The sequence below is a fragment of the Ancylobacter terrae genome (assembly GCF_045108345.1).
Classification (GTDB): Bacteria; Pseudomonadota; Alphaproteobacteria; order Rhizobiales; family Xanthobacteraceae; genus Ancylobacter.
In genome coordinates, this window is the sequence record NZ_JBJGXH010000002.1 from 451,869 (window position 1) to 477,284 (window position 25,416).

The 25,416-nt window shown below is 70.0% G+C and carries 20 protein-coding genes; 14 read left to right on the top strand and 6 right to left on the bottom strand.

Going from position 1 to position 25,416, the window contains the following annotated elements:
- The first annotated feature begins 181 nt into the window (after positions 1-181).
- The 7 genes from ACEUEL_RS16395 (at position 182) to ACEUEL_RS16425 (ending at position 9,329) form a co-directional block, all read left to right on the top strand.
- Complete coding sequence (locus ACEUEL_RS16395) at positions 182-490, top strand: DUF485 domain-containing protein (protein ID WP_405707510.1); 309 nt, start codon at positions 182-184, stop codon at positions 488-490.
- Positions 487-2,214 carry a cation acetate symporter gene (locus ACEUEL_RS16400; RefSeq protein ID WP_405707511.1) on the top strand — a complete coding sequence of 576 codons (1,728 nt, stop codon included), beginning with the start codon at positions 487-489 and terminating at the stop codon, positions 2,212-2,214. Before ACEUEL_RS16395 ends, ACEUEL_RS16400 begins: the two co-directional genes overlap by 4 nt.
- A 178-nt stretch (positions 2,215-2,392) precedes the next feature.
- Positions 2,393-3,736: a putative nucleotidyltransferase substrate binding domain-containing protein gene (locus tag ACEUEL_RS16405; RefSeq protein WP_405707513.1), complete on the top strand. Its 1,344-nt coding sequence runs from the start codon at positions 2,393-2,395 to the stop codon at positions 3,734-3,736.
- Positions 3,733-3,954: a hypothetical protein gene (locus ACEUEL_RS16410; RefSeq protein WP_405707515.1), complete on the top strand. Its 222-nt coding sequence runs from the start codon at positions 3,733-3,735 to the stop codon at positions 3,952-3,954. The genes ACEUEL_RS16405 and ACEUEL_RS16410 overlap by 4 nt, the downstream gene beginning before the upstream one ends.
- 91 nt (positions 3,955-4,045) lie before the next feature.
- Complete coding sequence (locus ACEUEL_RS16415) at positions 4,046-6,817, top strand: ATP-binding protein (RefSeq protein ID WP_405707516.1); 2,772 nt, start codon at positions 4,046-4,048, stop codon at positions 6,815-6,817.
- An 8-nt stretch (positions 6,818-6,825) separates the two neighbouring features.
- Positions 6,826-7,179 carry a response regulator transcription factor gene (locus tag ACEUEL_RS16420; RefSeq protein WP_405707518.1) on the top strand — a complete coding sequence of 118 codons (354 nt, stop codon included), beginning with the start codon at positions 6,826-6,828 and terminating at the stop codon, positions 7,177-7,179.
- A 17-nt stretch (positions 7,180-7,196) separates the two neighbouring features.
- Positions 7,197-9,329, top strand: a complete 2,133-nt coding sequence (locus ACEUEL_RS16425) for an exonuclease domain-containing protein (protein WP_405707520.1) — start codon at positions 7,197-7,199, stop codon at positions 9,327-9,329.
- Between the two features lie 13 nt (positions 9,330-9,342).
- Here ACEUEL_RS16425 and ACEUEL_RS16430 read toward each other — a convergent pair whose 3' ends face one another.
- Positions 9,343-10,344 carry a LysR family transcriptional regulator gene (locus tag ACEUEL_RS16430; RefSeq protein WP_405707522.1) on the bottom strand — a complete coding sequence of 334 codons (1,002 nt, stop codon included), beginning with the start codon at positions 10,342-10,344 and terminating at the stop codon, positions 9,343-9,345.
- An 89-nt stretch (positions 10,345-10,433) separates the two neighbouring features.
- Here ACEUEL_RS16430 and ACEUEL_RS16435 point away from each other — a divergent pair, with 89 nt between their 5' ends.
- From ACEUEL_RS16435 to ACEUEL_RS16455, 5 genes are read left to right on the top strand one after another with little or no spacing between them, the layout of a single operon-like run.
- Entirely contained in the window at positions 10,434-11,768 is a 1,335-nt protein-coding gene (locus ACEUEL_RS16435) for an aromatic ring-hydroxylating oxygenase subunit alpha (RefSeq protein ID WP_405707523.1), read from the top strand.
- Positions 11,765-13,039, top strand: a complete 1,275-nt coding sequence (locus ACEUEL_RS16440) for a cystathionine gamma-synthase family protein (RefSeq protein ID WP_405707525.1) — start codon at positions 11,765-11,767, stop codon at positions 13,037-13,039. The genes ACEUEL_RS16435 and ACEUEL_RS16440 overlap by 4 nt, the downstream gene beginning before the upstream one ends.
- Complete coding sequence (locus ACEUEL_RS16445) at positions 13,036-14,631, top strand: FAD-dependent oxidoreductase (protein WP_405707527.1); 1,596 nt, start codon at positions 13,036-13,038, stop codon at positions 14,629-14,631. The genes ACEUEL_RS16440 and ACEUEL_RS16445 overlap by 4 nt, the downstream gene beginning before the upstream one ends.
- An 11-nt stretch (positions 14,632-14,642) precedes the next feature.
- The gene (locus ACEUEL_RS16450; RefSeq protein ID WP_405707528.1) at positions 14,643-15,815 is read left to right on the top strand and encodes an NAD(P)/FAD-dependent oxidoreductase; all 1,173 of its coding nucleotides are present in this window, start codon (positions 14,643-14,645) and stop codon (positions 15,813-15,815) included.
- On the top strand, positions 15,815-16,972 hold the full coding sequence (locus ACEUEL_RS16455) for an NAD(P)/FAD-dependent oxidoreductase (protein ID WP_405707530.1): 1,158 nt from the start codon (positions 15,815-15,817) through the stop codon (positions 16,970-16,972). The genes ACEUEL_RS16450 and ACEUEL_RS16455 overlap by 1 nt, the downstream gene beginning before the upstream one ends.
- A gap of 12 nt (positions 16,973-16,984) precedes the next feature.
- On the opposite strand, the gene ACEUEL_RS16460 is transcribed toward ACEUEL_RS16455, so the two are convergent.
- Positions 16,985-17,833 carry a helix-turn-helix domain-containing protein gene (locus ACEUEL_RS16460; RefSeq protein WP_405707531.1) on the bottom strand — a complete coding sequence of 283 codons (849 nt, stop codon included), beginning with the start codon at positions 17,831-17,833 and terminating at the stop codon, positions 16,985-16,987.
- 198 nt (positions 17,834-18,031) lie between these two features.
- Here ACEUEL_RS16460 and ACEUEL_RS16465 point away from each other — a divergent pair, with 198 nt between their 5' ends.
- Positions 18,032-18,904: a fatty acid desaturase gene (locus ACEUEL_RS16465; protein WP_405707533.1), complete on the top strand. Its 873-nt coding sequence runs from the start codon at positions 18,032-18,034 to the stop codon at positions 18,902-18,904.
- Entirely contained in the window at positions 18,901-19,824 is a 924-nt protein-coding gene (locus ACEUEL_RS16470) for a DMT family transporter (RefSeq protein WP_405707535.1), read from the top strand. The genes ACEUEL_RS16465 and ACEUEL_RS16470 overlap by 4 nt, the downstream gene beginning before the upstream one ends.
- Before the next feature lie 3 nt (positions 19,825-19,827).
- Here the strand turns inward: ACEUEL_RS16470 and ACEUEL_RS16475 are convergent, their stop codons facing one another.
- From ACEUEL_RS16475 to ACEUEL_RS16490, 4 genes are all read right to left on the bottom strand, one after another.
- A complete protein-coding gene (locus ACEUEL_RS16475; RefSeq protein ID WP_405707536.1) occupies positions 19,828-21,849 on the bottom strand; it encodes an ABC transporter ATP-binding protein in 2,022 nt (673 codons plus the stop codon).
- A 26-nt stretch (positions 21,850-21,875) separates the two neighbouring features.
- Entirely contained in the window at positions 21,876-22,679 is an 804-nt protein-coding gene (locus tag ACEUEL_RS16480) for an ABC transporter permease (protein WP_405707615.1), read from the bottom strand.
- Between the two features lie 65 nt (positions 22,680-22,744).
- Positions 22,745-23,710: an ABC transporter permease gene (locus ACEUEL_RS16485; protein ID WP_405707538.1), complete on the bottom strand. Its 966-nt coding sequence runs from the start codon at positions 23,708-23,710 to the stop codon at positions 22,745-22,747.
- Between the two features lie 7 nt (positions 23,711-23,717).
- Positions 23,718-25,376 (bottom strand): ABC transporter substrate-binding protein, encoded by a 1,659-nt coding sequence (locus ACEUEL_RS16490; RefSeq protein WP_405707540.1) that lies wholly within the window; start codon positions 25,374-25,376, stop codon positions 23,718-23,720.
- Positions 25,377-25,416 lie beyond the last annotated feature (40 nt).

The window sequence follows — 25,416 nt, forward strand, 5'->3', positions numbered from 1 at the left end:
GCGGCCGCCACCGTCTAGTGCATTTGGCTATCAACCCAAAGAACAATGGATCGACCGCTGGCGTTTCCTCCGCAGCTGAGCCAAATTGCACGCCAAAATAGAGAGGTGTGATCGATGTTGATCACACCCAAAAGAACAAGAATGGCTGGTTGATTTCGATCAACGCCCCTGGGAGATGACGATGGATACCTCGCTTGCCGCACGTATAGCGGCCAATCCTTCCTACCAACGTCTAAGATCGACGCGATCACGCTACGGATGGCGGCTGACATGGGCCATGTTGGTTGTCTATTACGGCTTCATTCTGCTGATCGCCTTCCGTAAGGATTGGCTCGCGGCGCGTATCGGGGAAGGGGTGATGACTTGGGGTATCCCGATCGGCTTCGGGGTCATCATCTTCACCATTCTGATCACGGCGCTCTATGTGCGCCGCGCCAACAGCGAGTTCGACGCTCTCGCCGAGCAGCTCAAGCGAGAGGTGATGCAATGATCGCGCGCCGCGCCCCTCTCGCCGGCCTGCTCGCGGCGGCGAGCTTCGCCCTGCTGCCCTCGCTCGCCCTCGCCGCCGAGGCCATCGGTCCGTCCGAGAAGCAGGCCACCAACTGGACCGCGATCGTCATGTTCGCGGTCTTCGTCGTCGGCACGCTCTACATCACCAAATGGGCGGCGGCGAAGACCAAGTCGGCGGCCGACTTCTACACCGCGGGCGGCGGCATCACCGGCTTCCAGAACGGCCTCGCCATCGCCGGCGACTACATGTCGGCCGCCTCGTTCCTCGGCATCTCCGCGGCGGTCATGGCGTCCGGCTATGACGGGCTGATCTACTCGATCGGCTTCCTCGTCGGCTGGCCGATCCTCACTTTCCTGATGGCGGAACGCCTGCGCAACCTCGGCAAGTTCACCTTCGCCGATGTTGCCGCCTTCCGCTTCGCCCAGACGCCGGTGCGTGTGTTCGCCGCCTCCGGCACGCTGGTCGTGGTCGCCTTCTACCTCATCGCCCAGATGGTCGGCGCCGGCCAGCTCATCAAGCTGCTGTTCGGCCTCGACTACTGGATCGCGGTGGTGATCGTCGGCGCTCTGATGATGATCTACGTGCTGTTCGGCGGCATGACCGCTACCACCTGGGTGCAGATCATCAAGGCCTGCCTGCTGCTGGGCGGCGCCACCTTCATGGCCTTCATGGTGATGTGGCGCTACGGCTTCAGCCCCGAGAAGCTGTTCGCCGCCGCCGTCGACGTGAAGGCGGGCATCGCCGCGGCCAAGCCGGGCACGACGCCGGAAGCGGCCGCAGCCGCCGGACAGGCCATCATGGGACCCGGCAGCTTCATCAAGGATCCGATCTCCGCCATCTCCTTCGGCATGGCGCTCATGTTCGGCACCGCCGGACTGCCGCACATCCTGATGCGCTTCTTCACCGTGCCGAGCGCCAAGGAGGCCCGCAAATCGGTAATGTGGGCGACCGGCTGGATCGGCTACTTCTATCTGCTGACCTTCATCATCGGCTTCGGCGCCATCACCTTCGTGCTGACCAATCCCGAGTTCCTCGACGCGAAGGGGGCTCTCATCGGCGGCAACAACATGGCGGCGGTGCACCTCGCCCATGCGGTCGGCGGCAACGTCTTCCTCGGCTTCATCTCGGCGGTGGCGTTCGCGACCATCCTCGCGGTGGTGGCCGGCCTGACGCTCTCGGGCGCCTCGGCGGTCTCGCACGACCTCTATTCGACCGTGTTCAAGGGCGGCAAGGCCGACAGCGCCAAGGAACTCAAGGTCTCGCGCATCACCACGCTCTGCCTCGGCGTGCTGGCGGTGGCGCTCGGCATCGCCTTCGAGAAGCAGAACATCGCCTTCATGGTGTCGCTGGCCTTCGCCGTCGCCGCCTCGGCCAACTTCCCGGTGCTGTTCATGTCCGTGCTGTGGAAAAACTGCACGACCCGCGGCGCGGTGATCGGCGGCTTCCTTGGCCTCATCTCGTCGGTGGCGCTGACCGTGCTGTCGCCCTCGGTCTGGGAAGCGACGCTCGGCAACCCGGCCGGCTCGGCGCCGTTCCCCTACACCTCGCCGGCGCTGTTCTCGATGTCGCTCGGCTTCCTCGGCATCTGGCTGTTCTCGATCCTCGACAACAGCGCCCGTGCCCGTATCGATCGAGCCGGCTTCGCCGCCCAGGAGGTGCGCTCCGAGACCGGGATCGGAGCCGCCGAAGCCTCGGCGCACTAGCGGGGCCGTGATGGCGCGGGAGCCGACGATCCCGCCCGCCGGCGCGCCGGGGACCGCGCCGGCCTCACTCGACCCGCCCGACAACGGGCGGGTCGCTTCTTCGCGTCACGATCGCCGGGAGTTCGTGACGCTGATGCGTTCGCGGGTCGGCGACGTATATGTTCGCCGGCCTTTCGTCGTGGACGGAGCGACCGATCTCGTCAGCCTGTGCCGTGAGCTGGCCCGACGCCAGCTCACCGACGCCCTTATCCAGGACGGCGATCGCCTCGGCATCTTCACCACCACCAATCTGCGGGATGCGCTGCTGCGGGATACTCCTCCCGCCGCCCTCCCCGTGCGCGAGGTGGCGACGTTCGACCCGAAATCCGTCTCGGTCGATGACGAACTCTATGACGCCCTGCTGCTGATGCTGCGCCACCGCATTCACCGTGTCCTCGTGCGCGAGGGCGACCGGCTGGTCGGGGTGCTCGGGCAGATCGACCTGATGGCGTTCGTGGCCAGCCATTCCCACCTGATCGCGCTCGAGGCACAGGAGGCGCAGACCCTCGCCGAACTCAAGGCCGCCGCGCGGCAGATCGACCAGCTCGTCACCGTCCTGCACGAGGATGGCGTGCGCGTCGACGTGATCGCCGGCCTCGTCGGCGAACTGAACCGGCAGGTCTTTGCCCGCCTGTGGGAGCTGCTCGCGCCCGCGGATGTGCGTGCCAACAGCTGCCTGATCGTCATGGGCAGCGAGGGGCGCGGCGAGCAGATCATCAAGACCGATCAGGACAATGCACTGCTGCTGCGCGACGGCTTCACCGTCACGGGGCTGGACGACATCACGCGCGCCTTCACCGAGGCGCTGATCGATTTCGGCTATCCTCCCTGCCCCGGCGGGATCATGCTCAGTCGCCCGACCTGGTGCCAGCCGCTCGCCGCCTTTCGCGAGACGTTGCGCCGCTGGATCCAGGGCGGAGAGCCGGAGGGGCCGATGAATCTCGCCATCTTCCTCGATGCCGCCCCGGTCGCCGGCGATGCCGGCTTGCTCAACGGCGCGCGGGCGCATGTCGATCGGCTGCTGTCCGACGACGCGGCCTATTTCGCCCGTTTCGCACAGGCGGTGGAGCAGTTCGGCGTCGGTGGCGGCTGGTGGTCGCGCCTGCCGGGCCTGACAGGTCGGGCCGCGGCCGAGATCGACCTCAAGAAGCTCGGCATCTTCCCGATCGTGCACGGTACGCGCGCCCTGGCGCTCGAATATCGCGTCGGCACCCTCGGCACCGCCGAACGCCTCGCCGCGCTCGCCGCCGCGGGGCATATCGATACGGCTACCGCCCGCGACCTCACCGATGCGCTGCATCTCCTGATGCGCCTGAAGCTCGACAGTAACCTGCGCCAGATCGCCGAGGGGCGGACGCCGGGCAACACCGTCCGGCTCACCGAACTCGGCACGCTCGACAGGCAGGCGCTCAAGGATTCGCTGGCCATCGTGCGGAGCTTCAAGCAGTTCCTTGCCCGCCACTACCGGTTCGACGCGCTATGAGCGGGCCTCGCGACGAGAACGGCGAGCGCCGCGGACCCGATCCGCAAGTGCTGCTGGCGCTGTTCGCCGCCGGTGTCGTCGCCTTGAATTTCCCGATGCTGATCGTCTGGGACAGCGACTGGCGCCCCTTCGGACTGCCCTTGCTGCCACTCGCCCTGTTCGGCATCTGGGCGGCGTTGATCGCGGCTGTGGCGATCGTGAGCGAGCGCCGGCGATGAGGCTCCTGCCCCCGGCGGTCCCCGGCGCCAAGGGAAAGACCGGGCAGGCCTGCCGCGCCGCGAACCGCCCGACCTGACCGGCAGGCGCGTGATGATGAGCCCGGACTTCCCGACACTTCCCGCCCCGACAGTGATCGCCGTCAGCCTCGGCTATCTGCTGGCGCTGTTCGCCATCGCCGCATTCGCCGACCGCCGCGCGGCGCAAGGACGCTCCGTCATCGACAGCGCCTTCGTCTATACGCTCTCGCTGGCGGTCTACTGCACGGCCTGGACCTATTTCGGCAGCGTCGGGCGGGCGGCGACGACCGGGATCTGGTTCCTGCCGATCTATCTCGGCCCGACACTGGCCATGGTGCTGGCCTGGATCGTGGTGCGCAAGATGATCCGTATCGCGCGCACCTACCGCATCACCTCGATCGCCGACTTCGTCGCCAGCCGTTACGGCAAGAGCCCGGGCCTCGCCGCACTGGTCACGCTGATCACCGTCGTGGGGATCGTCCCCTACATCGCGCTGCAGCTCAAGGCGATATCGGCGGGCTACCATCTCCTGACGGCGGGGCCCCCGCTGGCTGGCGCAGAACCGACGCCCTGGTGGCGTGACGGCGCGCTGCTGGTCGCTCTCGCGCTCGCGGCGTTCACCATCCTGTTTGGCACGCGGCATCTCGACAGCGCCGAGCGGCATGAGGGCATGGTTGCCGCCATCGCCGCCGAGTCGCTGGTGAAGCTCACCGCCTTTCTTGCGGTCGGCGCCTTCGTCACCTGGGGCATTTTCGACGGCATTGGCGACATCGCCGCGCGGGCCGAGGCGCTGCCCGAGCTGCGCGATCTCCTGCGTCTGGGCGGAACCGGCGGCGCATCGGCGTTCGGCTACGCCCAGTGGTTCACCCTGATCCTGCTGTCGATGCTGTCCGCGCTGCTCCTCCCGCGCCAGTTCCAGATGATGGTCGTCGAGTGCGTCGACGAGCGGCATCTGCAGCGCGCCGCCTGGGCCTTCCCCGCCTATCTGCTGGCGATCAACCTGTTCGTGCTGCCCATCGCGCTCGGCGGGCTGCTGCTGTTCGGGCCCGGCCGGGCCGACCCGGAGACCTTCGTCCTGTCACTGCCGCTGACCATGGGCGCGCCGCTGCTCGCCCTGTTCGCCTATGTCGGAGGCCTCTCCGCCGCCACCGGCATGCTGATCGTCGAGACTGTCGCCATCTCGACCATGGTATGCAACGACCTGGTGATGCCGGCGCTCTTGCGCTCGGAGCGCTTTCGGGCGCGCGCGGGTGGCACGCTCGTCACCCTGCTGCTCAACATCCGCCGCGCCGCCATCCTGCTCATCCTGCTGCTCGGCTATCTCTATTTCCATGTCGCCGGCGAGGCCTATGCGCTGGTGTCGATCGGCCTGATCAGCTTTGCCGCGGTGGCGCAGTTCGCGCCGGCGCTGCTCGGCGGCATGTACTGGCGCGGCGGCACGGCGTTGGGCGCCAGAGCCGGGCTCGCCGGCGGCTTCCTGGTCTGGGCGTACACGCTCATGCTGCCGTCCATGGCGCGATCCGGATGGATTGCCGACGACTTCGTTCGGCAGGGCCCGTTCGGCATCGACGCGCTGGCACCGGAGCGGCTGTTCGGTCTTGCCGGGCTCGACAATCTCTCGCATGCGCTGTTCTGGAGCCTCGCCGTCAACATCGCGCTCTATGTCGGTCTCTCGCTGTGGCGGGCGCCGTCGGGGCGGGAGGCGATCCAGGCCCTGCTCTTCACCGACGTGTTCGCCCGAACCGATCAGGCCCGCGCCCCCGCGCCGGTGTTCTGGCGCGGCCGGGCACGCTCGGAAGACCTGTTCGGCCTGGCCGCCCGACTGCTCGGCGACGACGCCGCCCGCCAGATCCGCGCCGACCATGCCCGCTCGTCCGGCACAAGCGCGAGGACCACCGGCGACGCCCGGCTCGTCGAACGGGTCGAGCGCCACCTCGCCGGCGCAGTGGGCAGCGCTTCGGCCCGGGCCATGGTGGCATCCGTGACCCAGGAGGAGCCGCTCGGGCTCGAGGATGTGATCCGGATCGTCGAGGAAGCCTCGCAGCTTCGCGTCTACGCCGATGCGCTGGAGGAAAAATCCCGCTCGTTGGAGATCGCTTCCGCCGAACTGCGGGCCGCCAACGAGCAATTGCGCAGCCTCGACCAGCTCAAGGATGACTTCATATCCTCGGTCACCCACGAATTGCGCACCCCGCTCACGTCGATCCGGGCGCTTTCCGAGCTGATGCTCGATACGCCGGACATGGACGCCGGCCAGCGCGCGGAGTTCCTGCGCATCATCGTGGCCGAGAGCGAGCGGCTCAGCCGGCTGGTCAACCAGGTGCTCGATCTGGCGAAGATCGAATCCGGCCACGCCGAATGGCACGTCGCCGAGATCGACATGAAAGCCCTCGCCGCCGACGCCGTAAGGGCGATGGCCGAGATTTTCCATGCCCGCGACGCCGACCTCGTCCTCGTCGCTCCCGACGCCGCGCCGCAGCTGCGCGCCGACCCGGACCGGATCACGCAGGTCCTGCTAAACCTCATCGCCAACGCGGCGAAATTCATGCGCCGGCCGGGAGGACGGTGCGAGGTCAGGCTGCGGGCGACACCGGATCGTCTGCGGGTCGAGATCTGCGACAACGGGCCCGGCGTTCCCGCCGCCGACCGCACCGCGATCTTCGAGCGTTTCCGGCAGGGCGGCGCGGCGCCCGATGGCCCGCAGGGAACGGGATTGGGCCTTCCGATCAGCCGCCGGATCGTCGAGCATTTCGGCGGCCGCATGTGGGTGGAAGACAATCCGGGCGGCGGCGCATGCTTCGCGTTCGAACTGCCGTGCCGACCGGGAGGGACTGCCGCGCCATGAATCCAACCGTGCTCATCGCCGACGACGAGCCGAACATCGTCATCTCGCTGGAGTTCCTGTTGAAGCGCGAAGGCTACGAGGTGCTGATCGCACGCGATGGCGTTGCGGCGCTGGAGACGATCCGCCGCGAACGCCCGCGGCTGGTCCTGCTCGATGCCGCCATGCCGGGCCTCAGCGGTTTCGAGGTGTGCGAGGCGGTACGCGCGGATGAGGGCCTGCGCGACATCCGCATACTCATGCTGACGGCCAAGGGGCGGGAGACCGACATTGCCCGTGGCATCGGCGCCGGCGCGGATGCCTACACCACCAAGCCGTTCTCGACCCGGGACCTGGCGCAGCAGGTGCGGGATCTGCTCGGATGAGGCCGGATCTTCGGCGCATGGTCGGACGGGCTGCGCCGGGCCTCGCGCTCACGCTGTGGCTGGCCGCTGGCGTCGCCCTCGCCTGGCTGCTGGCGTCGCCCGCCGAGCGCGGGACGATGACGATGCTGGCGGGCGGCTTTGCCGATCGCACCGCCGTCTTCGTCGCGTGGTGGCTGGGTGGCCTGACGCTGGCGGCGATCGCCGGCCGGCGGTTTCACGAACTCTGCGCCGCCGCCCCGCGCCGGCTCGCCGACGCGACGCGCGTCCTCGCCGAATCGGCGGAAGCTCCCGACCTCGCGCCCGAAGGGCCCCCGCCGCTGCGTGCCCTCGCGGAGGCCATAAACGCCCTGGCCCATCGTCGCCGCACGCTGCAGCGGGACGTGGCGCACGAGATCGCGCGGGCGAGCCGAGCCACGGCCCAGCAGCGCGACCAGCTGGCGACGCTGATGGCCGAGCTTCAGCAGAGTGTCGTGGTGTGCAATCCCGACGGCCGCATCATGCTCTACAACGAGCGCGCCCGTGCGCTGTGCCGGCGCCTCTCCCGCGCTCCCGGCGTCACCGGGGGTGCCGAACTGGTCGGGCTCGGCCGGTCGATCCATGCCCTGATCGACCCGGCCCTGATCAACCATGCCCGCGAGAGCGTCGAGCGCAGCGCCGTACGCGGCACGCGCAGCGCCTCGGCCCGCTTCGTCACCACGACGCCCGCGGGCCACCTGCTGCGGGTCGGCCTCGCGCCGGTGCGGCCGGAGGGCAGTCCCACGGCGGGCGCGAGCGGCTTCGTGCTGATGCTCGACGACATCACCGAGGAGCAGGAGACGCACGCCCGCTTCGACCGTCGTCTGAGGGAACTCGTCGAGGCTGGCCGCGCCTCCCTCGCGGCGCTGCAGGCGGCGCTCGACCTGCTCGACTACCCCGATCTCGCGCCTCCCGACCGCGACCGCTTCCGGGGAATCGTGCGCGAGGAGGCCGGCGCCCTGGGTGAGCGCCTTGCCGCCATGGCCGACGCGGCGGCGCAGGGTACCGAGCAGCGCTGGCCCTTGCAGGACATGCTCGGTCAGGACCTCGTCGCCGCCATCGTCCGGCGCATCGCCGACCGGACCGGCCTGCAGATCGCAGCCGCAGGCGTCGATACCGGACTCTGGCTCAGCGTCGACAGCTACGCCCTGGTGGAGGCTCTAGCCTTCCTGGCGCAATGTCTCGGAAATGCCGGCGTCACCGACGCTCTGTCCCTGCGCCTCGCGCCGACGGGCCGGCGGGCTCATCTCGATCTCGCCTGGCGCAGCCCGGCGGATTCGGGCGTCCTCGCTGCGGCAACGTCCCGACCGATGCAGTCGGACACGACGCGATCGGCGCTGACGGTCCGCGACATCGCCGAGCGCCACAGTGGCGAAGTCTGGCTCGAGCACGACCGGGCCGGTGGATCTTCCTTCTTCCGTTTCCTGCTGCCTCTCGCCGCCGACGCGGAGCAGGAGCTTCTGAACACGTCCAGTCGGCCGGAATTCTATGATTTCGACCTGTTCTCCACCGGCGAAGGCATGGTCGGGCTGAGTGAGCGCCCGCTCGGCGACATCGCCTACACCGTGTTCGACACCGAGACGACCGGCCTCGATCCCACAGGCGGCGACGAGATCATCCAGATCGGCGCGGTACGGATCGTCAACGGGCGACTGCTCAGGGGTGAGTGCTTCGACCAGCTCGTCGATCCACGCCGCCCGATCCCGGAAGCCTCGACCGCCGTCCACGGCATCCGCGCCGAGATGGTGCGCGGCCAGCCGCTGATGTTGGACGTCCTGCCGGCCTTCCATGCCTTCGCGGACGATACCGTGCTCGTCGGCCACAACGTCGCGTTCGACATGCGCTTCCTGACGCTCAAGGCCGATGCGACCGGCATCCGTTTCGATCAACCGATCCTGGATACGCTGCTGCTGGCGAGCCTGGTGCATCCGCATGAAGCGAACCATGGCCTGGAGGCCACCGCGGCGCGGCTCGGCATCGAGGTGGCGGGCCGGCACAGCGCGCTGGGAGACGCACTGGTAACGGCCGAACTGTTCCTCAGGCTCCTGCCGTTGCTGCAGCAACGCGGCATCCGCACCCTCGGTGAGGCGCGGGCCGCGGCGGAGCAATCCTACTACGCCCGCCTGCGCTACTGATCCGGCGGCGCCGTCAGACCGGATCGGACGACGTCGGCCGGTAGCGCTCGATCACCCAGGAGCGGAACAGCGCCACCGCCGGATCGGCCATGTCATCGGGATGGACGGTGAGATAATAGCCGAAACCGCTCGCGCACTGCGCCCGCGGGAACGGCGTCACCAGCCGGCCGTCGGCGATCTCGTCGGCGAACATGTCGGGGTCGACCAGGGTAACGCCGCCGCCGGCGATGGCGCATTGCACCGCCAGCGCCTCCGACTCGAAGGCGAGGCCGCGCGAGACGTCGACCGCGACGCCGACCTCCCGCGCATAGCCGGCCCACAGCGTGCCAAAAGGCTCGCCCTCCAGCTTCACGTGCAGCAATTCGCTGGAGCGCAGGAAGGCGGCAAGGTCGGTGCCCTGAGCGCGCGCGGCGACCGCCGGCGCGCAGGCCGGCACCTGCCCGACCATCCAGAGCGGGTCGCGGATGACGTCGCCGAGGCGCGGACGGTCGAATACCACCGCGAGATCGACGCTGCGCCCGGCCGGCAGGCCGATGCCGTTGCTGCTGGAGACGTCGATCGGCACATTCGGAAAGGCGCGGCGGAACTCCGCCAGCAGCACCAGCCCCACGACATGGAGGAAGGTCGGCGGCATGTGCACCCGCAGCACCCGCCCGCTCGGGCCGGGCTGGCGCCGCAGTGCCTTGAGCGTCTCCTCGATGCGGTCGAAGGATTCGGCCACGGCCGGCAGCAGCGCCGCGCCCGCCGCGGTCAGCGACATGCCATGGGCGCGCCGCTCGAACAGACGGCAGCCGAGATACTCCTCCAGCCGGGCCACATGGCGGCTGAGCGCGCTCTGCGAGACATGCAGCGCACCCGCCGCCCCGGTGAAGCTGAGATGTTCCCCCACCGCCTCGAAGGCGCGAAGGGCATTCAGCGGCAGCCAGAGCCGGCCGCCCTCCGGCAGGTCGTCGTCGGCAGCGCGCCCGCCCCCGGCCTCGTCGCGGCGGGAACGCGCCGAATCCTTGCCGCCCAAGCCGTTGACTCCCTGCGATGGGCCTATCGAGAAACGTAATTTGAACGGTTCCAGCCGCTCTGCCAAGATCGCGCAAAAGGGGAACAGCCATGCTTGATCTGGAGAGAATCCGGGCGCTCGTCGCCGGGCGCCGGCCGGGTTACTCGCTGCCGCAGGCGCTCTACAACAGCCCGGACGTGCTGGAGTTCGACCTCGACGCCATCTTCGGCCAGTCGTGGATCCTCGCCGGCTTCACCTGCGAGATCCCCCAGCCGCGCGGCTATCTGGCGGTGACGGTGGGACGCTCGCCGGTGGTCATCACCCGCGACCGCGAGGGCACCTATCGCGCCTTCCACAATTCCTGCCGCCATCGCGGCGCGCAGATCTGCGCCGAGGGCGCCGGCGCCCGCGGGCGGCTCACCTGCCCCTATCACCAGTGGGTCTATGATCTCGACGGCTCGCTGGTCCACGCCCGCCACATGCCGGAGAGCTTCGATCCGGCCGAGCACGGGCTGCGCCCCGTTCATGTCGAGAATGTCGCCGGCGCCCTGTTCGTCTGCCTCGCCGAGACCCCGCCCGCCTTCGCCCGTTTCCGGGCCGAGCTCGAGCCGCTGCTCGCCGCGCACCGGCTGGAGGAGGCCAAGCTCGCCTTCCAGAACACGCTGGTGGAGAAGGGCAACTGGAAGCTGGTGATGGAGAACGCCCGAGAGTGCTATCACTGCGGCGTCGGCCATCCCGAGCTCTGCCTGACCTTCCCGATCGAGGAGGCCACCGGCGGCCAGTTCGCCATCGAGGGCGATGCCCGCCATGACGCGTTCGCGGCCCGGCTCGAGGCCGCCGGTCTCGGGCGCGGCCCGTTCATCGGCCCGTGGTGGCAGGTCGAGCGCTTCCCGCTCAACGAGGGCCACCTCTCGCTCACCATGGACGGCGCGCTGGCCTGCACGAAGCTGATGATCGAGGGCGAGGAGGCCGATGTCGGCTCGCTGCGCTGGGCGATCGAGCCGCACAGCTTCTGCCACTCCACCGCCGACACCACCGTCTATTTCAGCGCCATGCCGACCGCCACCGGCGAGACGCTGGTGACCTGCAAATGGCTGGTTCACAAGGATGCGGTCGAAGGCGTCGACTACGATGTCGAGCGCCTGACCTCGCTGTGGAACGTGACCAACATCCAGGATCGCGACCTCGTCGAGAACAACCAGCGCGGCGTCAACTCGGTCGGCTATCTGCCGGGCCCCTACAGCGAGAGCGACGAATCCTACGTGCTGCGCTTCATCGACTGGTACTGCGACAAGGCGCTCGACTACATCGCCGCAAGGACCGGCGTCGACGCGCGCCCGATCAACCTGCGCGGCATTGTCTCCGGCGCCGCGGAGGGCGATGCTTCAGCCTTCGTGCCGGCGATCGGCGCCGGGACAGGTGAGCACGAGGCGGGCCGGGCGTGAACATCGAGCCGGGCGGTGATCCGCGGGACCCGCTCCATCCCGATACGCTGGCGGTCGGCTTCGGCCACGACCCCGCCCGCGTGTACGGGGCGGTGAAGCCGCCGATCGTCCTCACCTCCACCTTCGCCTACCCTTCCGCCGCCGCGGCGAAGCAGGCGCACGAGGATTATTTCGACGGCGCCGGCCCCGATCGCGACGCCGCCTTCATCTATGCCCGGCTCGACCATCCCAATCTCGCGCTGCTGGAAAAGCGCTTCGCCGCGCTGGACGGGGCTGAGGACACCGCCGCCTTCGCCTCCGGCATGGCGGCGATCGCGGCGGTGATGCTCGCCCATCTCAGGCCCGGCGACAGCGTGCTGCACACGCGCCCCCTCTATGGCGGCACGCACGGCCTGCTGCACGGCCCGCTGGCCGGGATCGGCGTCACCCCGGTCGCCATCGCCGATGCGGTCGATGCGACGAGCGTCGAAGCCGCCGCGCAGACCGCCCGGCAGCATGGCCCGGTCGGGCTCATCTTCGTCGAGACCCCCGCCAACCCGACCAACGGCATCGCCGACATCGCGCTGATCGCCCGCATGGCCGGTGATCTTGCAGGACAACAGGGTGGCCGGCGGCCGGTGGTGGTGGTCGACAACACCTTCCTCGGCTCGCTGCTGCAGGCCCCTCTGGCGCACGGCGCCGACCTCGCCATGACCTCGCTCACCAAATATGCCGGCGGCCACAGCGACCTGATCGGCGGCGCGGTCTCGGGCGGCAAGGCGCTGATCGGCCCGCTGCGCAAGCTGCGCACCCTGCTCGGCACCCATCTCGATCCGTTCACCTCATGGCTCGCCCTGCGTTCGCTGGAAACCTTCCCGCTGCGCAACGCCCGTGCCAACGCCAATGCCGCAATCGTCGCCGCCTTCCTGCGCGAGCATCCAAAGGTGGCGCAGGTGAGCTATCTTGGCTTCCTCGAAGCGGGCTCGCCGGCCCGCGCCGTCTATGACCGCCAGTGCCGCGGGGCGGGCTCCACCTTCTCCTTCCGCATCCGCGGCGGCGAGGCCGAGGCCTTCGCCATGCTCGACCGTCTCCGGGTGTTCCGCATGGCGGTGAGCTTGGGCGGCACCGAGAGCCTGATCTGCCACTCCGCCTCGACCACGCATTATTCGGTGCCGCCGGCGATCCGCGCCGAAGTGGGCGTCGACGATGCCACGCTGCGCATCTCGATCGGCATCGAACATCCCGACGACCTCGTCGCCGACCTCGCCTCAGCACTGGACGCCATTCCATGAGCCGCCTCGTCCTGCCCGCCCCCGACCGCCACTCGATTGCCGGCAAGGTCGCCGAACCCGACGAGCGCACGCAGATCGCCGTGGTCGGCGCCGGCCCGGCCGGCTGCGCGGCGGCGATCACGGCCGCGAAGGCGGGCGCGCAGGTCGTGCTGATCGACGAGAACCCGGTTTCGCCCGGCCTCATCGGCATGGACGTGCCGCTCCACTATGGCGGGCGCGCCGGCACGGCCGTACAGACGCCGGAGCGGCTGGTGGAGCGCGTGCTGGAGGCCAGTCCGGCGCTGGCCGAGGCGTTCGAGGCCGGCGTCGACGTGCGGCTGTCGACCGGCGTGTTCGGCGCCTGGGTCAATGCCCCCGGGTTTCGCGCCATCGCCGGCGGCGTCCTCGGCCTCGCCGACGAGACGCGCAGCTGGACGCTCGGCTTCGAGCGGCTGATCCTCGCCACCGGCGCGCGCGATCTCAATTTCACCTTCGACGGCTCCGACCAGCCGGGCGTGATGGGGGCGCAGGCGCTGCACACGCTGCTCGCGGATTACGATGCCTTCGCCGGCCGACGCCTCGTCATCCTCGGCTCCGGCGCGCTCGCGGTCGCGACCGCCGAGCTGGCGCTGGCGCGCGGGCTGGAGGTGGCAGCGCTGGTCGAGGCACGCGCGGCGCCGCAGGCCGACGCCGACGCCATCTCCGCACTGGAGGCGAGGGGCGTCGCCATCATCGCCGGCTATGTCCCGCTCGCCGCGGAGGGCGGACCGGACGGCGTCACCGGGCTCACGCTGGTCGAGACGGCCGCCGCCGGCAAGCGACGTCATCTCGCCTGCGACACGGTCTGCCTCGCCATCGGCGCGGTGCCGGTGATCGAATTGTTCGACGTGCTCGGGGCCAAGCGGACGATGGCGCCGGAGCGCGGCGGCCATGTGCCGGTCCTCGGTGTCGACGGCGCGACCTCGCTGGCACATGTTTTCGCCGCCGGCGACTGCACCGGTCTCGGCGGCGACGCGGCCGCGCAGGGACGCGCCGCGGCACGGGCGGCGCTGGCCTCGCTCGACCTTCCCGTCGAGGCGGCAGGCGGGGACACTCTCGTCGTACCGGCCGGCCCGGATGCCCTCGCCTATCAGCTCGACTGGGCGCGGGCGCTGCTGGCCACCGGCGGGCCGGACGTGCTCGCCTGCATCTGCGAGGATGTCACCCGCGGCGACCTGCTCGCGGTGAGCCCGCCGCGCTATCTCGGCTGGCCCTCCAACTACATGGCCGCGCGGAACATCGCGACGCTGGCCGAGGACGGCCCCCTCGACCAGGACCAGATCAAGCGCCTCACCCGCGCCTGCATGGGCGCCTGCCAGGCGCGGCGCTGCCGCGAGCAGGTGGCGCTGATCATGGCGCTGGGCGGGGGCGTGCCGGCGACCTCGATCCCGCTCGCCGGCTACCGCGCGCCGGTGCGTCCGCTGCCGCTGTCGGTACTCGCCGACGGCAACGAGACGCCCGGCATGGCGCAGGACTGGAACGTCTGGTTCGGCATCGTCACCCAGTGGATTTCCTACGACGACATCGGCACCGAGCGCGAAGACGAGCAGCTCCGCGCCGGCATGCCCTATTGAGGAGCGGCGCGATGGCAACCAAGGGATCTTCCGTGGTGATCGTCGGCGGCGGCGTCACCGGCCTGTCGGCGGCGTGGTGGCTGGCCCGCTCCGGCGTCGAGGTCACGCTGCTCGAAAAGGGCATCGTCGGCTTCGAGGCGTCCGGCCGCAACGGCGGCGGCTGCACCCACTATCAGAGCCCGCTGTTCCACGAGGAGCAGCGCCTGTGGCCGCAGATGGACGAATTGCTCGGCTACCCCACCGAGCATCGCCCCGGCCGCATCGTGTTCCAGGTCGACGAGGCCAAGCGCAACTTTGCCGACGGCCTCGCCATGCGTATCCCCGCCGGCTATCCGTGGGAGGTGCTCGACGGCCAGCAGGTGCGCGAGCTGGTGCCGCTCGCCGGCGACAACGCCCTCTGCGGCGTCTACCTGCATTTCGGCGGCCACGCCAATCCCCAGCGCACCTCGCAGGCCTATGCCTGGGCGGCGCAGGACCATGGCGCGCGCATCCGCCAGCATGTCGCGGTGCACGGCTTCGTCCAGGCGGGCGGGCGGGTGACGGCGGTCGAGACCTCGGAGGGCACGTTCGGCTGCGACGCGCTGGTGATCGCCGCCGGGCCGCAGACCGGCCGGCTGGCCGCCATGCTCGGCTGCGACATCCCCATGGCGCCGGCGCGGGCCGAGATGATCGTCACCGAGCCGCTGCCGCTGATGCCGGTCGGCGGCGTCGACGGCAACGGCCTCTACGGCCGCCAGACCCTGCGCGGGAACCTCGCCTATGGCGGCGGGCCGCACGAATGGTTCGACGACGTGCCGCTCGATGGCCCGCCGCCGCGCGCCTCCGGCAGCGTGCTGCGGGGCCTCGCCCGCCGCGTCGCCGAGCTGCTGCCGCGCGCCGCCCACGCCCGCGTCATCCGCTCGTGGGCGGGCGTGATCGAGAACACGCCGGACGGGCGCCCGGTGATCGAGCGGCTCGCCGCGCCCGGCAACGTCGTCGTCGCCACCATGTCGAGCGTCGGCTTCGGCCTGTCGCCGGCGAGCGGGCACGCCATCCGTGACCTGGTGGTCGACGGCGCCTGCTCCTTCGCCGACCTGTCGAAGCTGTCCTCGGCGCGCTTCGCCGGGCTCTCGCCCGACTGGCGGCGCGACCTCAACTGGCTGCCGCCCACAGCGGCCGCCGTGACGGCGGGAGCGGATCTCTGATGGCCCGGTCGCGTGGAAGCGTCATCGTCGTCGGCGCCGGCATTGCGGGGCTCTCCGCCGCCTGGGCGTTGAACCGCCGCGGCTTCGACGTCGCGGTGTTCGAGCAGGGGCCGATTCCCAATCCGCGCGGCACCTCCCATGACGAACACCGTATCACCCGCTACGCCTATGGCGCCCATGAGGGCTACGGCTACCTGATGCCGGAAGCCTTCGCCATGTATGAGCGGATGTTCGCCGACACCGGCACCGACCATTTCGACCGTTCGAAGGTGGTCTATTTTCTGCGCGAGGAGGTCGGCTGGTACGAGCCGACCGCGCGGGCGCTAACGCGGATGGACTCCGGCTTCCGCGACATCCCGCTCGGCGAGGTGCGGGAACGCTTTCCGATGGTCGATACCGACGGGCTGGCCCGCGCCGTGGAGACCGACGCGGGCGGCATGCTGTTCCCCATCCGCATCCTCACCGATCTCGTGGTCACGCTGGGCGCGAAGGGCGTCCGCTTCCATGCCGACAGCCGCGTCACCGAGGTCGATCCCGAGGCCGGACGGATCGTCGCCAACGGCCGCGAGCACCGCGCCGACCAGGTGGTGATCGCCGCCGGCGCCTGGGTGAACAAGCTCACCGGCCTGCTCGCCAACGTCGTCGTGCCCTCGCGGCAGGCGGTGATGTATGTCGCCCCGCCGCCCGAACTGGCACAGGCTTGGGCACAGGCGCCGGTGCTGGTGGACATGGGGATCGACAGCGGCACCTACACGCTGCCGCCGCGCCGGGGCACCCGGCTGAAGATCGGCGACCATGTCTTCACCCGCGCCGGCGACGCCGACGGCGACCGCATCGCCACGCCAGCCGACGTGGCGCGGCTGGAGAGCGCGGCGCGGCTGTCCTATCGCGATTTCGAGCGCTATCAGGTGCTGGAGAAGAAGATCTGCTTCTACACCGTGACCCGCGACGCATCCGAGCGTTTCGCCGTGCGCCCCTGGGGCGCGCGCGCCTGGGTCGTCAGCGCCTGCTCCGGCCACGGTTTCAAGCTCGCCCCGCTGATCGGCGACATGGTGGCCGGCGCCATCGCCGGCGAGCGTTCGGCGGAAGTCACGATGCGCAAGGCCGCCGGCCTCATGGACCTCGCCGAACTCGAGGGCAGCGCCGTCCCCGCCTGACGTCGGCGGCGCTCAGGCGACCTCGCGCAGCAACCCGGCGATCACTTCCGGCACGCCGGCCGGATGGACTTCGGCGGCGCGGATGAGGTCGTCGAAGCGCTGGTTCAGCAGGCGCACATGCGCGCTGGCGGTGAACACGAAGAACAGCCCGCCGGTGTAGAGGATGGCCCGCTGCGGGCCGAACACCGTGAACGGCGCCGAATAGGTGTGCCGGAGATCGAACAGGTGCACCCGCAGGCTGGGATAGAGCGCGCGGCAGGTTTCGCCCATCACCTGCAGCTGTTCGCGCCGCAGCGCCGCCGGCAATCCGTCCCATTGCGCCTCGCCACGCGCGAACGCCCTCAGACCCTGCAGGGACAGGCAGGCCTCCTGCGCGAGATCGGAACGACGCATGCTGGCGAGCCGTTCCTGCGCCCACCGCACGCTGGCGTCGGTGTCGATCTCGGGCCAGCCGGCATATTCATAGGCGATGACGTCGGCCAGCTTCAGGAAGTCCGGGAAGCTGCGCGGCACGGTGCGGATCGGGTAGCCGGCATTCTCCGCCTCGGCGTACCAGCGCATGAACCGGTCGTCGCTCGGTGACCCCGCCTGCCCCTCCACATGCACCTGCTCGACGATGTCGGCGCCCGGCCGTTCCTGGCTGGTCAGGCCGAGCAGCCAGTCCACCGACACGCCATGACGCGCGGACAAGGCGGCCAGCGTCTCCGCCCGCAGCAGCCGGTCATGGTTCGGCGAGAGTACCTGGGTCAGCGTCGAGCGATCGATCCCCAGCGAACGGGCGAAGGCGCTGGGCGAGAGCCGCGAGCGCTCGATCACCACGGCGAGGCGCTCGCGGAAGATACGCACCAGCTGGCGCCGCATTGGCATCGTTTCCCTTTATCCCAGATGCTGCATTTTATCATCAAATGCACATATTATGCGACAATTCCCACCACGCGGTTCGTTATCCCGCGTTGCGAGCCCCCAGCGCCGGCGGGATGATTCCCCATGCCGAATCCCGCGCGACCTCTCTCAAATCCTTATGGTCCCGAAAGCCGGCCGGCCGTCGAATGGCCCACCATGCTGCTCGCCATCGTGATCTATGGCGGCTGGATGGGCGTGACATTCTTCCACGCCGATCTGCCGCCCTGGTTTCTCGTGCCCGTCGGGGCGTGGCTCATCGCCTGGCAGGGCTCGCTGCAGCACGAGATCATCCACGGTCATCCGACGCGCTGGCGGCGGTTCAACCGCTTCCTCGGTGCTATCCCGCTGTCGCTCTGGCTGCCTTATGAGCGGTACCGCGTGCTGCACCTGTGCCATCACCGCGACGAGCGCCTGACCGATCCCCTCGACGACCCCGAATCCTATTACTGGACCGGAGAGGGCTGGGCCCGGCTCGGGCGCATCGGGCAGATGCTCGTCAAGGCGCAAACCACGCTGATGGGGCGGCTCCTGATCGGCCCCTTCTGGTCGGTCGGCCGCTATCTGGCCAGCGAGGCCCGCGCCGTGCTCGGGGGCAACCGCCAACTGGCCCGCATCTGGGCCGTTCATCTCGGCGGCTGCGCGCTCGTTCTTGTCTGGCTGGCTTTCGTCTGCGATTTCAATCCGCTGGCTTACGCCGCGCTGATTATCTACCCTGGCACATCGCTGCAGATGATCCGCTCCTTCGCCGAACATAAGGCGGAACGGGAGGTGTTCGAGCGCAGCGCCATCGTCGAGGGCGCATCGGTGCTTGGACTTCTCTTTCTGAACAACAACCTGCATGCCGTGCACCACGCGCAGCCGACCCTGCCCTGGTATCGGCTGCCCGCCGTCTACCGTGCCAATCGCGATGCGATCCTGGAGGAGAATGGCGGCCTCCTGTACCGGGGTTATGCCGAGGTGTTCCGACGCTTCCTCCTGCGCCCGCACGACGGTCCCCAGCATCCGCTCGGCCGCGCGCCGGCGGAATGAGCGTCTCGCGCATTCCGCGGAGCACGCTGGTCGGCGCCGCTTTCATGCTTGCCTCCGGGCTCGCCGTCGCCGTCATGGAGGCGGCGGTGCGCGGCGTCAGCCAGACCCTGCATCCCTTCGTGCTGGTGTTCTGGCGCGAGCTCTTCAGCGTGGCTCTGCTGCTGCCGCTCTGGGCGCTGGCCGGACGGCCGAAGGTCCAGCCCCGGCGGCTGCCGCTGCATGGCCTGCGCGCGCTGCTCAATGGCGCGGCGATCCTCACCTGGTATCTCGCGCTGCGCAGCCTGCCGCTGGCGGAGGCGACTGCGCTCGGCTTCACCGCCATCCTGTTCGCCGCGCTCGGCAGCCGCGCCGTGCTGGGCGAACCGGTCTACCCGCTGCAATGGCTCGCCATTGCGGTCGGCCTCGGGGGCTCGTTCCTGATCGTGGTGCCGCGGATGGGCTGGGGAGCAACCCATGCCGCGGGCGCTTTCGGCGCGGCGGCCGCGCTGGGCTCGGCGGCGCTGTTCGCCGCGTCGATGCTGGTGGCCAAGCTGCAGACCCGGGGCGACGGCAGCGCGGTCAGCGCCCTGCTGCTCGCCATCGGCATGGGCGCCCTCGCCGGGCTGGTCGCCGTGCCGTTCTGGGCCTGGCCGAGCGCGGCGGAGTTCCGCTGGCTGGCCTTCTTCGCGGTCTGCAACGTGCTGGGGCAGGTCTTCTTCCTCGAGGCGATGCGGCGCACCAGCGCGAGCGTCGTCATCCCGCTCGACGTGTTCCGGCTGGTCTGGGCGCTGATCCTCGGCGCGATCTTCTATGCCGAATGGCCGGCGCCGCCCGGCCTTATCGGCGCCGCCCTGATCGCCGGATCGGCGGTGATGGTGGTGTGGGGTGCCCGGCCGGGCGCCCGCGGCTTGCCGGAAACCGCACCCGGCGCCAGCGCCTGAACGTCAGGCCGGCGCCGTCTCGCCAGCCGGGCTGCGGCCGAGCGCCTCGCGCGGCAGGTGGCAGCGGATCGCGTGCCCGTCCGCGTCGGCGACGAACGGCGGCTCCTCGGTATCGCAGATCGGGCCGATCCGGCGCGGGCAGCGGGTGTGGAACAGGCACCCCGACGGCGGGTTCACCCCGCTCGGAATGGCGCCGGTGAGGCGGATGCGGCCGGTCCGCTCGCCGGTGACCGAGGGCGCGGCCGAGAGCAGCGCCTCGGTATAGGGATGGTGCGGCCCTTCCAGCACCCGCGCCGCCGGGCCGACTTCCAGCAGCCGGCCGAGATAGAGCACGGCGATCCAGTCGGACAGATAGCGCACCACGCCGAGGTCGTGCGAGATCAGCAGATACGCCACCTGCCGCTCCACCTGCAGCTCGGCGAGCAGGTTCAGGATCGCCGCCTGCACCGAGACGTCGAGCGCCGAGGTCGGTTCGTCGCAGACCACGAGGCGCGGATTGCCGGCGAAAGCGCGAGCCACCGCGACGCGCTGCTTCATGCCGCCGGAAAGCTGGCGCGGGCGGGCGCCGAGCTGGCGGTCGGTGAGGCGCACCGCCTCCAGCAGGCGCGAGATCTCGGCATCCCGCCGGGCGCCGGCAAGGCCGCCGAGCCGCGTGATCGCCCGGCCGAGCAGCCGCTTCACCGTATGCGAGCGGTTCAGCGCGGAATCCGGGTTCTGGAACACGATCTGCAGGGTCTTGATCTGCTCCGGCGCCCGCCGGCGCACCTCGGGGGCGAGCGCCGCGCCGTCGAGCGCCATGCGGCTGCCGGCGTCGGGGGCGATCAGGCCGAGCAGAGCGTGGGCGAGCGTGCTCTTGCCGCTGCCGGATTCGCCGACGAGGCCGAGGGTCTCGCCCGGCATCAGCCTGAGCGACACGTCGCGCAGCGCGTGCACCGCGTGCGGCGCGATGCCGTAGGTCTTCGAGAGCGAACCGAGCTCCAGCACCGGCGTGTCCGCACCTGCCCGGCCGGGCGCCGACGCCGGATGCGGGGCCGCGGCGGCGCGGGGCAGCTCTCCGACCCGCTGGTGATGGTGGCAGCGGCTGAACCGCTCCGGCCCCGTCGGCACCAGCGGCGGATCGAGCGTGCGGCAGGTCGCGTCGGCCAGCGCGCAGCGCGGGGCGAACACACAGCCCGCCGTGATCGAGCCCGGGGCGGGCGGGAAGCCGGGGATAGTGTCGAGCGGGGCGAGATCCTTGCGCAGACCCGGGCGCGGCAGGCAGCGCAGCAGCCCGGCGGTGTAAGGGTGGCGCGGATCGTCGAACAGCGCCCGCACCGGCCCCTCTTCCACCAGCCGCCCGGCGTAGAGCACGCCGACCCGGTCGCACAGGCCCGCTATGGCGCCGAGATTGTGGCTGATGAACAGGATGGATGCGCCGAACTCGCGCCTGAGCGTATCGACGAGATCGAGGATCTCCGCCTCGATGGTGGCGTCGAGCCCGGTGGTCGGCTCGTCGAGGATGAGCAGCGAGGGGTCCTTGGCGAGCGCCATGGCGATCACCACGCGCTGCTGCATGCCGCCCGAGAGCTGGTGCGGATAGCGCTCCATCACCCGCGCCGGCGCGGAGATGCGCACGCGCGCCAGCATCTCCTCCGCCCGCCGCGCGGCCTCGGCTCCGCTGACGCCGAGGATCTCGAACACTTCGGCCACCTGCCGGCCGATCGGGATGGAGGGATTGAGCGCGCGGCCGGGATCCTGGAACACCATGGCGACGTCGTGGGCGCGCATCCGGCGCAGCGCGGTGCGGTCGAGCGCGCCGACATCGCGCCCGTTGACCAGCGCCCGTCCGCCGGCGATGCGCCCGTTGGCGGGCAGCACCCGCTGCACGGCGAGCGCCACGGTCGACTTGCCCGAGCCCGATTCCCCGACGAGGCCGTAGACCTCGCCCTGGCCGATCGACAGGTTGACCCCGCTCAGCACCGGCAGCGAGCGCCCGCGCACGCGATAGGTGACGCTGAGATCCTCGAGCGCGAGAACCGGCGCCATGATCCGCGACTCGGCGACGGCGTCCATCATTCGGCGACGGCCCTCTGCAGCGATTCGGCGACGAGGTTGACCCCGACGATGAGCGAGGCGGTGGCAATGGTGTCGAACATCACGGTCCACCAGTAGCCGCCGACCAGCACGCCGTAATTCTCGGCGATTGACAGGCCCCAGTCGGGGGTCGGCGGCTGCACGCCGAAGCCGAGGAAGCTCAGCGAGGCGATGGTGAAGATGGCATAGCCGAGCCGGACCGTGCCCTCGACGATGATCGGCGGCAGGATGTTGGGCAGGATCTCGGCGGCCATGATGTAGGGCGCCCCCTCGCCGCGCACCTGCGCCGCCGCGACATAGTCGAGATGGCGCTCGGTCAGCACCGCCGCCCGCACCGTGCGCGCCACCAGCGGCGCGAAGACGAGGCCGACCACCACCACGACGGTCGGGGTCGAGGGGCCGAGCGCGACCAGCACCAGCAGCGCCACGATGATCAGCGGCAGCGACAGCATGACCTCCAGCAGCCGGCCGATGATGGCGTCGACCCAGCCGCCGAAATAGCCGGTGATCAGCCCGATCGCGGTTCCCGCCACCGTGCCGACCAGCGTCGCCAGCGGCGCGATGGTCAGGATGCCGCGCGCGCCGACCAGCACGCGCGAGAACACGTCGCGCCCGATCTGGTCGGTGCCGAACCAGTGCTCGGCGGAGGGCGGCGCCAGCGTGTTAAGGAGGTCGTCGGCATAGGGGTCGTAGGGGACGAAGGCCGGCGCGAACAGCGCGCAGACCGTCCAGAACAGCAGGATGGCGAAGCCGATCAGGAAGCTTGGCGAGCGCAGCAGCATGCCGAGCGTGCCGCGCGCGGGCCCCTGCGCCGGCGCGGCCGGTCCGCTCAACGGCGCGGCCCCGCTCATCGCCGTCCCCCGGTGCGCAGGCGCGGGTCGAGCAGCGTGGTGATGACATCGGCGATCAGCGTGGTGGCGACGAAGAAGGCGCCCACGGTGAGGATGCCGGCCTGCAGCATGGCGAAGTCCTTGGCCCGCGCGGCGCCCAGCACGAGGCTGCCGATGCCCTGGTAGCGGAACAGCGATTCCACCACCACCAGCCCGCCGAGCGCATAGCCCATCTGCGCGGCGATGACGGTGATGGTCGGCAGCAGCGCGTTGCGCAGCACGTGGCGCGACAGCACCGTGTGCCAGGGCAGGCCCTTCAGCACGGCGGTGCGGGTGTAGTCGGCGGAGAGCGCCTCGACCATGCCGGCCCGCGTCATCCGGGCGATGTAGCCGAACAGCACGATCACCAGCGGCAGCGCCGGCAGGATGAGGTGCTGCATCTGCACCAGCGGGCCACTGCCCGCCGGCCAGCTCGCCGAGAGCGGCAGCCAGCGCAGCAGCACGGCGAAAACGAGGATCAGCGCGATCGAGGAGACGAATTCGGGGATCACGGTGAGCGACAGCCCGGCGACGCTGATGACGCGGTCGACCGGGCGCCCGGCCCGGAGCGCCGCCAGCACGCCCGCGCCGATGCCGATCGGCACGACGATGGCGAACACCATCGCCGCCAGCTTCAGCGAATTGACCAGCGCGCTGCCGATGAAGGGCGCCACCGGCGAGCGATAGGCATAGGACTGGCCCATGTCGCCGGTGAGGAGGCCGCCCATCCACGACAGGTAGATCTCGAGCGGCGGCCGGTCGGCGCCGAGTTGCAGGTTCAGCGCCGCCACCGCGCGCGGATCGGCGAGCGGGCCGAGGATCGCCCGGGCGGGATCGCCCGGGAGAACCTGGCAGCCGAAGAACACGACGATGCTGAGCAGCCACAGCGTGAGCAGGCTCAGCGCCAGCCGCTTCAGCAGGAACGGGCCCAGCGAACCGGCCATCGCGGCGTCAGACGAAGCCGGCCTTGTGGAGGAACATCTGCCCCATCGCCGTCCCCATCACGCCGTCCAGCTTGGCCGAGGTCGGGATCAGGTAGTCGTAGAAATAGGGGAAGATGATCGGCGTCTCGTCGAGCAGCAGGCGCTGGATGGCGCCCGCCTGCGCCTTCTGCGCGGCCGGGTCGAGCGCGGCGATGTAGCTCGCGACCAGCTTGTCGTATTCCGGGTTCTTGAACTCGGCCGAGTTCCAGGTGCCGGTCGACAGCAGCGGCGCGGCGAGGAACACGTTCGGCGTACCGCGATGGCCGTAATCGGTGATGCCGAACTGCGAATCGAGCCAGTCCGACTTGCCGGGCACGGCGTCGCCGTAATAGGCGCCGGGATCCTCGATCTTCAGGTTGACCTTGATGCCGATCTCGGCGGCAGTGTTGCGGATGAGGCTCGCCAGCGTCGGCAGCTCCTGCATCTGCATGGTGGTCAGCGTCACCTCGAAGCCGCCCGACTTGCCGGCCGCCGCCATCAGCTCCTTGGCCTTGGCGATGTCCTTCACGCGCTGGGGCACGCTGGCATCGGTGGAGGGGAAGACCGGGGCGAACGGGCTGTCATTGCCGACATCGGCCATGCCGGCGAACAGGCCCTTGACGATGGCCGGGCGATCGAGCGTCAGCGCCATCGCCTGGCGCACCCGCTTGTCGGCGAAATTGCCGGTGTTCTTCAGATGGACCTGGCGATGGGCATTGGACTTGAGCCGCAGGATCTTGATCGCCGGGTTGTTCATCAGGCTCTGCGAGCCCTGCGCCACGATCTGCTGCAGCATGTCGACCTGGCCGCCGAGCAGGGCGAGCACCTGCGGCTGCTGCTCGGCGTAGAAGCTGATCTCGACCTTGTCGGCCAGCGCCGGGCCGCCCCAGTAGTCCGGGTTGCGGGCGAAGCTGGCGCCGACCTTCGGCGTGTAGCTGGTCATCTTGAACGGGCCGGTGCCGTTGAAGGTCTTCTCGAAGTCGCCCTTGTAGTCGGCCGGCAGGATGATCGCGTTGTAGTTGTCGGACGATACGTAATACGGGAAGTTGCCGTTGGGCGCGTCGAGGGTGAACTTCACCGTGAGATCGTCGACCTTGGTGGTGCCGCCCTTGGACAGCACGCCCTTGAAGGCGGAGAGGGCGTTGGAACCGTTGGCCGGGTCGGCGAGGCGGTCGATCGAGGCGACCACGTCATCGGCGGTCATGGTGCGCCCGTCATGGAACTTGACGCCCGGGCGCAGCGTGAAGGTCCACTCGCTGCCGTCAGTATTGGGTTTCCACGCGGTCGCCAGCATCGGGCGCAGCACGAGGTCGGGACCGTCGAGGACGAGGAAGTCGCCCACCTGCTGCAGCGGCAGCAGGCCGCCCTGGTCGGCGACCGAGACCGGCTCGATCGCCCCCGCCGGGGTGATCTGGCCGACGCGGATGGTGCCGCCCGGCTTGCCCTGCGCCGCGGCCCGGCCGATCGGCGCGAGGCCGACCATATCCAGCACGCCGGACATCACCGCCAGCGAAAGCCCGACCCGGCTGCCATGCCGCAGGAAGGCACGCCGATCGAGGCGCCCCTGCAGGAACTGGTCGACGACTTCGTTTTCGAGCGGGCTCGCGCCGCGCCGCCACTGGTTCACCATTCCGACGAGCTTCGACATGGCACAATCCCTGTTCCGACCCTGGAGGTTTACGTGTTTA